Below are 1,273 nucleotides of genomic sequence, written 5' to 3'. Positions count from 1 at the left end.
ATTCGGGATCCGAGGCGACCTATCACGCCCTGCGCCTTGCCCGCGCCGCCACCGGTCGCAAGCGCATCATCAAGTTCCAAGGCGGATATCATGGCTGGCACGACTATGTCGCCATGAACGTACAGTCGCACGCGCAGGCGATCGGCAAGTACGATCCCATCAGTGCTGGCATCCTCGATGATGCCGCCCGTCACACCATCGTGCTGCCTTACAACGATGCCGAGGCCGTCGAGGATTATCTCAAGGCCAATCCAAGCGAGGTCGCGGCGATCATCATCGAGCCAATCGCTCACAATATGGGGTCGGTGATCGCGACGGATGTTTTTCTGCGCGACCTGCGTCGCCTGACCAGCGATCATGGTGTCGTGCTGATCTTCGACGAGGTCATCACCGGCTTTCGCCACGCGCTCGGCGGCTATCAGTCGATCGCCGACGTCACGCCTGATCTGGCGACCTTCGGCAAGGCGGCCTCGTCAGGCTATCCCATCGGCCTGGTGGCCGGTCGGCGCGATCTCATGGAGCTCGTCGGCCGGACCGGGGAAGGATCCGTGTTCATGGGCGGTACTTTCAACGGCACGCCGTCGACGCTCGCCGCCATGCAGGCGACGATCGAGGAGCTGTCGAAACCACGCTTCTACGACCGTCTCTTTGCCCTCGGCGCTTTCATGCGCACGCAGCTGGATGGCATCATAAATCGCCTCGGCCTGCCCGCGCAGAGCGCCGGGTTTGGCTCGGTCTGGCTGATCTATTTCCTCAGCGGGCCTTACCGCGACTATCAGGACTTGCTGCACAACGACGATGTCTTCGATCTTGCATTCCGCAAAGAGATGGTGGCGAACCGGCTGATCGGTCAGCCGCTTCCGCTCAAGCGTCTCTACCTGTCAGGGAGCCATGACCGGGCCACGATTGAGAAGTCACTGGATGTTATCGAGACAATCCTGCGCAAGCTCTCTGCTGGGAGACCCGCCAGCTCTTAGCCTTTTTCGCAACCGGAATTATAGGATATAAGAGCGTCTCGTACCTATCCGTTGCCGATTCGGTGCGGCCAACATGCAGCGGTGATTCATGAACACGATGCAGCCAATCGAGCAAGGTAGTCTGTCGGCGAGAACCTATATCTCGCTGCGCGAAGCCCTGATTGCGGGCAATTTCCGGCCCGGTGAAAGGCTGTTGATGCAGGATCTGGCACAACGGCTGGGCACCAGCGTCACGCCTGTGCGAGAGGCCTGTTTCAGGCTCGTCAGCGAGCAGGCGCTGGAACTGCGGTCGGGGC

The 1,273-nt window shown here is 60.7% G+C and carries 2 protein-coding genes; both read left to right on the top strand.

The window, feature by feature from the left end; all coding sequences use genetic code 11:
- Positions 1-977 (top strand): aspartate aminotransferase family protein (locus NKH52_RS35310; protein WP_352658179.1); only part of this gene is annotated, 977 nt, incomplete at its 5' end.
- A gap of 88 nt (positions 978-1,065) precedes the next feature.
- On the top strand, positions 1,066-1,273 hold a 208-nt coding region (locus tag NKH52_RS35305), incomplete at its 3' end, for a GntR family transcriptional regulator (protein WP_352658182.1).

Source organism: Mesorhizobium sp. M1066 (genome assembly GCF_040318635.1).
Classification (GTDB): domain Bacteria; phylum Pseudomonadota; class Alphaproteobacteria; order Rhizobiales; family Rhizobiaceae; genus Mesorhizobium.
Note: the sequence above shows the minus strand (reverse complement) of the source record. Positions and strands in the feature narration are given on the sequence as shown.